Source organism: Photorhabdus sp. RM323S (assembly GCF_042879375.1).
In the GTDB taxonomy this organism is placed as follows: Bacteria; Pseudomonadota; Gammaproteobacteria; order Enterobacterales; family Enterobacteriaceae; genus Photorhabdus; species Photorhabdus tasmaniensis.
Genome location: NZ_JBHFKZ010000090.1, coordinates 1 through 6,578 on the forward strand (window position 1 = coordinate 1; position 6,578 = coordinate 6,578).

Consider the following 6,578-nt stretch of genomic DNA (forward strand, 5'->3'; position numbering starts at 1 on the left):
CTGCGGTTTTGTGGTCAGTATGAAGACACGGAGAGCGGTTTATTTTATAATCGGTTCCGTTATTACGACAGGGAAACGGGACAGTACTTATCGCCTGACCCTTTGAATCTTAGTGGAGGATTTAACCCGTACGGGTATGTCCATAATCCGGCGAACTGGATTGACCCTCTGGGTCTGGCTGGGTGTCCAACTGACTATAGTCAAAAGGGAAAATATTGGTCATCAGACCCGATTACATTTAAAGGGAATAAGGTATATCAAAGAAATGATCTGTTTGATCCTCAACATATGTCGGCATGGCGAGATCAAGGGAAAGTGATTCGAGGAACTAATATTGAACGAATGGCATCAGGTAGGGCCCCTGTTGGGCATGATGGAAAAGCTGTAAACTTACATCATATGTTACAAACTCAAAACGGTCCTATTGCTGAAATGAGCCAAACATTCCATAAAGTTAATCACAAAGCAATTCATATAAATCCTAATACGATTCCTTCAGGAATAGATCGAGCTACATTTAATAAATGGCGAGAACAGTATTGGATCAATAGAGCTGGAGATTTTAAATGAACAGAGATGAATTAATAGATTTATTCGCGGAACATCCCGATTTATTAAATATGGGAAGTGCAGATGATGCCCCCTCTCCTGAATGGATAAATAAAACAGAAAAAGCATTATCACTAACATTACCTTATGATTATAAATGGTTTTTGAATAACTTTGGTGGTGGTGATATATGTGGAGATGAGATATATAGCATATATTGCATTCCGTTTGAGGAAGCTATTGGCGGTGACTTAGTATATCAAAATACAATAGCTAATAATTACCTTAATGAAGGCAAATTAGTTGTTTCAAATACAGACTTCGGAGAAGAATTTTATTTCAATACAAATAATCTGGTCGAAGTTTACATATCATTAGGAACAGAAAATAAATTATATGCAAGCAATTTCATTGAATTTTTATATAAGCGATTGATGTCATATAAATAAATATGAAAGGCTGGAAGATCTCAAAGATCTTCCAGCCTTCTTAATATCTACCGTGGCGCATACCCACAGTAAGCCAGTGCCGACTGGAGCTTACCGATCGCATCCTTAATCTGATACGCTTCCTCGTCATTCACCGCACAGGCGCGTATCTCCGCCCAGTTCAGCCGCTTAACCAGTTGGGCCAAGGCCAGTGCTTCAATATGGGTTAACTGAATATCCTGCAAATGTTCAATCATCACTTTCATTTTATCCCCTCCCTTAGCCCGCGTTGTACCCAGCCAGCATCTCCCGCATTCGCAGCTTAATCTCATTAAGCTGGTTCTGCTGCCGCTGGTATTGCTGCTGATAGTGTTGCGTAGCTTCACTGTCAGGAATGAGCACCAGACAACCGTCCATAATTTTAACCGTGAGTGTACAGCCTTTATCAAAGCCGGCAGCCTTAAGCCATTGGCCTCTCAGGTGGATTGCGGGCGGGGCACTGGCCTTGTCATTTTGCGGCACGTATCCCACGGTGTAATAACGTTCTGTTTTCGCGGCTTTATTTACCGCCGCTTCTGCTTTAGAATGCGCCTTAGCCATCATTCAACTCCTTCTTAGTTGCTTGTGGTGAGCGGCGTTGGTGTGGTCTCAACACATCAGCGCCGCGCTATTTTTATCCCTCCGGTTCATCAACGGGCAGCAATGCAGACTCCATACGCTGCTTGGCGATCATGGCATCAATGATCTTAATAACTGTTTCCTGATCTTCTTGTGCCAGTTGTTCCAGAACCTGAAAACGCCTAAATAATCGAGAGTTAGCCAGCGGTGAATCTTCAACAGGATTGCCTGTCAGCAGATAATCCACAGTGACCCCTAACACATCAGCCAGCTTAACCATCATCTCAGCGGGAGGTATGTTAAGTCCGCTCTCGTACTTGTTCAGTTGTTGAAAACGGATCTCAACTTTCCCAGCCAGTTCTTTCTGAGGCCATCCCTTCTGCTTACGTAGCGCCTTGAGACGTACCCCAAACTCTTTGCGGAGTTCAGCATTTTGCATAATCAAAAACTCTGTTTGCATAGTGACTCCGTTAGTGTAAGGGCTTGTCTGAATTAGGGGTTGCAAGTAACTCCTAAAAGGATTATAAATAAATCCAATTAAGAGTCAATTTAAATCTTGACAGGATTTAGGAGTCAACAGCATGGCACGGATACCCGAAACCGAATTACAGCACCTGAAAGCCGCCGCCTCCTTAGTGGCCGTGGCAGAACAACAGGGACGAAAGCTGATTAAACACGGCAAAGATGATTACGTGCTGCTGTGCCCGTTTCATCAGGAGAAAACCCCGTCAATGGTGCTCAGCCCGAAAAAGAATCTGTATCACTGCTTCGGCTGTAATGCGGGCGGTTCGGTGCTGGACTGGGTGATGAAAACCGAAAGCTTAAGTCTGCGCCATGCGGCGGAGCGGTTGCGGGCTTTATTGGGCGAAAATCCGGCGGTCGAACCGCTGGTTGCGCCGTCTGAACCGACATTGCTGGCCGAAGATGAAGCCGGCCGGCAGGCGCTGCTGCATCGGGTGGTTGAGTTCTATCACCACACGTTGCTGAATGCGCCGGAGATGCAGGCGTATCTGACACAGCGGCGACTCAATCACCCGGAGTTAGTCGCTCACTTCCGGCTGGGCTTTGCCAACCGCACGCTGGGATATCGGCTGCCGTCAAAGAAACTCAAACCGGGCGCTGAAATCCGGGCGCGACTGCGGGCGGTAGGGTTGATGCGTGAATCGGGTCATGAGCACTTTAGCGGAGCGCTGGTTGTCCCGGTGACTGGCCCTGAGGGGCAGGTCCGGGAGATATACGGGCGCAAAATCCGGGACCGGTTGCGGCCGGGGTCCGTCTATCATCTCTATCTGCCGGGTCCCCATCGCGGGGTCTGGAATGAAACGGCGCTGATGGCCTCGAAAAGCCTTATCTTGTGTGAATCCCTGATTGATGCGATGTCGTTCTGGGTCGCCGGTCATCGGAACGTGACCGCCGCTTACGGGGTCAACGGGGTGACGGCTGACCACTGGCTGGTGTTTGAGCGGCATGGCATCAAACAGGTCCTTATCGCCTTCGACAATGATAGCGCGGGCAATGAAGCAGCGGTGAAACTGGCAGAGGCGCTGCTGGCAAAAGGTATCACCCCGCTGCGGGTGATGTTCCCGCCCGAAATGGATGCGAATGAGTATCTGTGTCAGGTGGCCGAGCCGGAAGCCGCCTTCGCCCTGCTGCTTGAGAGCGCGACGCCAATGTCAACGGCTGTTGCCGCACGCACGGAAGCAGAAGTATCCGCCGAAGCCGCCCCGCCTCCGGCTTTAGCGGCTGTTGTGACGGCGGGGCAACACCCGACGCCCGGCCTTCTCTGGGAAACGGGGGCTGACGGGGAGCTTAAAGTCTCGCTGGGCCGCCTGCGCTGGGGCATTCGGGGGTTGTCTTCCGTGAAAGCGGGCGCAGTTGCCATGAAGCTCAATGCACAGGTCATTGATACCCAAAGCGGCGTGATGTTCCTGGATGGCGTCGACCTGATGAGCGCACGCAGCCGTCAGGGGTATGCCCGTATGGCGGCAACCGAGCTGGGGCTGGCTGAGGGAGATATCCGCCGGGCACTGGGGCAGGTGTTACTGGCGGTTGAGCAGTGGCAGCAGCAGGCGGAAATAGCGGCTGAACAGAAAACACCGGAGATGAACGACACCGAGCGGGCTGCCGCGCTGGCGTTGCTGCAAAACCCGAATCTGACGGCGCGTATCACCGCGGATTTAGCCGCCTGCGGGGTGGTGGGGGAATCCACTAACCTGCTTGCCGGGTATCTGGCCGCAGTGAGCCGCAAGCTCGCCAAACCGCTGGCTGTGCTGATACAGAGCAGCAGCGCGGCAGGCAAATCGTCCTTAATGGAGGCGGTACTCAATCTGATACCCCCGGAAGAACGGGTGCAATACAGCGCCATGACAGGGCAGAGCCTGTTTTATCTGGGCGACACCAACCTGCAACACAAGATACTGGCAATCGCCGAAGAAGAAGGCGTACGGCAGGCGGCCTATGCGCTCAAACTGCTGCAAAGCGATGGCGAACTGACCATTGCCAGCACCGGCAAGGACGAAGCGACGGGCAACCTTGTCACCAAAAGCTACACGGTCAAAGGTCCGGTCATGCTGATGCTGACCACCACCGCCATCGATGTAGACGAAGAGCTGTTGAATCGCTGTCTGGTGCTGACCATCAACGAATCCCGTGAACAGACGGAAGCTATCCATGCGTTGCAGCGCCACCAACAGACCCTTGAAGGGTTGCTGGCTGACAATGAACGGAACTATCTCACCACGCTGCACCAGAACGCCCAGCGGCTACTGCGTCCGTTGAATGTGGTCAATCCGTATGCGTCGCAACTGACCTTTATGTCAGACAAGACCCGCACGCGCCGTGACCATATGAAATACCTGACCTTAATCCAGAGCATCGCCCTGCTGCACCAGCACCAGCGGGAAGTCAAAACCGCCGGGCATCGCGGGCAAACCCTTGAGTATATCGAGGTCACCAAAGACGATATCCGGCTGGCGAATGACCTTGCGCATGACATCTTAGGCCGGACGCTCGACGAGATGCCGCCGCAAACGCGCAGGCTGTTGTTGCTGATACAAGGCTGGGTCAGGAAAAGCGGGCAGCCGCGCCATGACATGTTGTTTACCCGAAAAATGCTGCGTGATGCGGTGCAGTGGGGCGATACCCAGCTGAAAATCCATCTCTCACGGCTGGTTGAAATGGAGTACCTGCTGTTGCACCGGCGCGGGCTGACGTTCATCTACGAACTGCTGTTCGACGGAGAAGACAGCGACGCCGCACACCTGAGCGGGCTGATAGCGCCCTGAATAGCGCAGTATGAAATCGTCCGGTCGGGGTAAGACGTTAAGCGGTCACCTGCTAGTCGGCGTCAGGTCGGCAGGCGGTCGGGTGACAGGTATCAGCGCAAAGTCAGGCACAACAAGGCTTCATAGCAAAGTGGTCGGGTTCAGCAAAAAATCACTGTTCCGACAGGACAGAATAAAAAAACCGTAGCATACCGACAGAACTCCCATCAGAGGCAGACGATGGAAACACAACCTACCCTTCACCGACATGACACACAGGGAAAACTTATGCAGACACAACACGACGTTACCCTTGCCACACTGCGCCAGCTTCTTGCGGCGTATCTGGAAATCCGCACGGTCAGCGGGCACAGTCTCAGCACGGTGTCCAACTACCGGGACGCCCTGACGCCTTTCGTGGACTGGTGTGAGCAGCGGTCGGTCTGTCACGCGCCGCAGGTGAGTTTAACGGTACTCGAAAGCTGGCAGCGTTATCTTCGCCATTATTGCAAGGCCGATGGCGAGCACTACAGCAACAACAGCCAGTTACAACGGCTGACCATGATACGGGTCTGGTTCCGCTGGTTATTACAGCGCCACCATATCCTGTATAACCCGGCGGAGCAGCTTGTTATCCCCAAAGCCGAGCGGCGTCTGCCCGCTCAGGTGTTGAGTGAAACAGAGACAGACCAGGTACTGACGAGTCTCGACGCACAGACGCCGCTGAAACTGCGCAACCGGACGATACTGGAAGTGTTCTGGAGTACCGGCATCCGGCGCATGGAGCTGATTAACCTGCGGCTGGGCGACATTGACAGGCATCGCGGGGTACTGGTCGTGCGGCAGGGCAAGAATCGGCAGGACCGGGTTGTGCCAATAGGCACGCGGGCACTGCACTGGCTGGAGCGGTATCTGGACCACGTACGCCCGCATCTGGCGTGGAAACATGACAGCGGGCACGTGTTTATCACCCGTAAGGGCAAACCGCTGGCCCGTACCACGCTGACACTGATGGTAGGTAAAACCATCCGTGAGGAAGCAAAGCTCAACAAACCCGGTGCCTGCCATCTGTTCCGCCACTCAATGGCGACTCAGATGCTGGAGAACGGCGCGGACACCCGGCATATCCAGGCGATACTGGGGCATGAGAAACTGGAAACCACGCAAATCTATACGCGGGTGGCAATCGGTCACTTAAAGAAAGTGCATGAGCAGACCCACCCGGCAGAACGGCAGTCAAAGCAGGCCACGCCGCCAGACGATAAGCCGGACAGCCCAAAGCCGGCCTGAAACCTCAGTGCGGTTGGACAGTCTTTAACGTTAGCCGGTTCCCTGTGAGCGTGTGGGGTGCAGTGAAAGGCAGACCGCGCGCGTCCCTGCGCACGGACTGCCTGCCCACCTTCGGAGTGCCGGCGGTAAATGGTGGCCGCCCGGCGCTGAACTTCGGTGTCCTCTGTCAGCATCGTTGCCGGTCAGCCACCATTCAACATAATGTTGCATTAAGCGCAATGGGCCTGCACGGCCCGCCGCGCTTAACAAACATTATGTCGGCGCCGCCCACCAATGGGCGCTGCGCGGTGACCTCAACAACGGTGCGCGGCTGGCCGCCGGGTTGGGCTTCTTAGCCCGAGAGGCGCACCGGGCTGCGCCCGCTGCTGTCAGCCTCAATGCTAGCGCCCACCGCCGCAGTCGCCGCCATCCGTGGCGGCTCCGGTGCCCA

General features: G+C 54.0%; 8 protein-coding genes. 5 read left to right on the forward strand and 3 right to left on the reverse strand.

Annotated features, from left to right (window positions below; genetic code table 11):
• Both ACGF7G_RS21265 and ACGF7G_RS21270 read left to right on the forward strand, forming a co-directional pair.
• On the forward strand, window positions 1-570 hold a 570-nt coding region (locus tag ACGF7G_RS21265; RefSeq protein ID WP_387468190.1), incomplete at its 5' end, for an HNH/ENDO VII family nuclease.
• Window positions 567-998 (forward strand): SMI1/KNR4 family protein, encoded by a 432-nt coding sequence (locus ACGF7G_RS21270; protein ID WP_387468192.1) that lies wholly within the window; start codon window positions 567-569, stop codon window positions 996-998. The genes ACGF7G_RS21265 and ACGF7G_RS21270, both read left to right, overlap by 4 nt.
• Before the next feature lie 47 nt (window positions 999-1,045).
• Here the strand turns inward: ACGF7G_RS21270 and ACGF7G_RS21275 are convergent, their stop codons facing one another.
• From ACGF7G_RS21275 to ACGF7G_RS21285, 3 genes are all read right to left on the reverse strand, one after another.
• Window positions 1,046-1,243: a hypothetical protein gene (locus ACGF7G_RS21275; protein WP_387468194.1), complete on the reverse strand. Its 198-nt coding sequence runs from the start codon at window positions 1,241-1,243 to the stop codon at window positions 1,046-1,048.
• A gap of 13 nt (window positions 1,244-1,256) precedes the next feature.
• Complete coding sequence (locus tag ACGF7G_RS21280) at window positions 1,257-1,577, reverse strand: SymE family type I addiction module toxin (RefSeq protein WP_387468195.1); 321 nt, start codon at window positions 1,575-1,577, stop codon at window positions 1,257-1,259.
• Window positions 1,578-1,650: 73 nt separating this feature from the next.
• On the reverse strand, window positions 1,651-2,055 hold the full coding sequence (locus ACGF7G_RS21285) for a helix-turn-helix domain-containing protein (protein WP_046973910.1): 405 nt from the start codon (window positions 2,053-2,055) through the stop codon (window positions 1,651-1,653).
• 121 nt (window positions 2,056-2,176) lie between these two features.
• Here ACGF7G_RS21285 and ACGF7G_RS21290 point away from each other — a divergent pair, with 121 nt between their 5' ends.
• From ACGF7G_RS21290 to xerC, 3 genes are read left to right on the forward strand one after another with little or no spacing between them, the layout of a single operon-like run.
• Window positions 2,177-4,879, forward strand: a complete 2,703-nt coding sequence (locus ACGF7G_RS21290) for a CHC2 zinc finger domain-containing protein (protein WP_387468197.1) — start codon at window positions 2,177-2,179, stop codon at window positions 4,877-4,879.
• Window positions 4,880-4,889: 10 nt separating this feature from the next.
• Window positions 4,890-5,066: a hypothetical protein gene (locus ACGF7G_RS21295; protein ID WP_387468199.1), complete on the forward strand. Its 177-nt coding sequence runs from the start codon at window positions 4,890-4,892 to the stop codon at window positions 5,064-5,066.
• Between the two features lie 32 nt (window positions 5,067-5,098).
• A complete protein-coding gene (gene xerC / locus ACGF7G_RS21300; RefSeq protein ID WP_387468201.1) occupies window positions 5,099-6,148 on the forward strand; it encodes a site-specific tyrosine recombinase XerC in 1,050 nt (349 codons plus the stop codon).
• Window positions 6,149-6,578 lie beyond the last annotated feature (430 nt).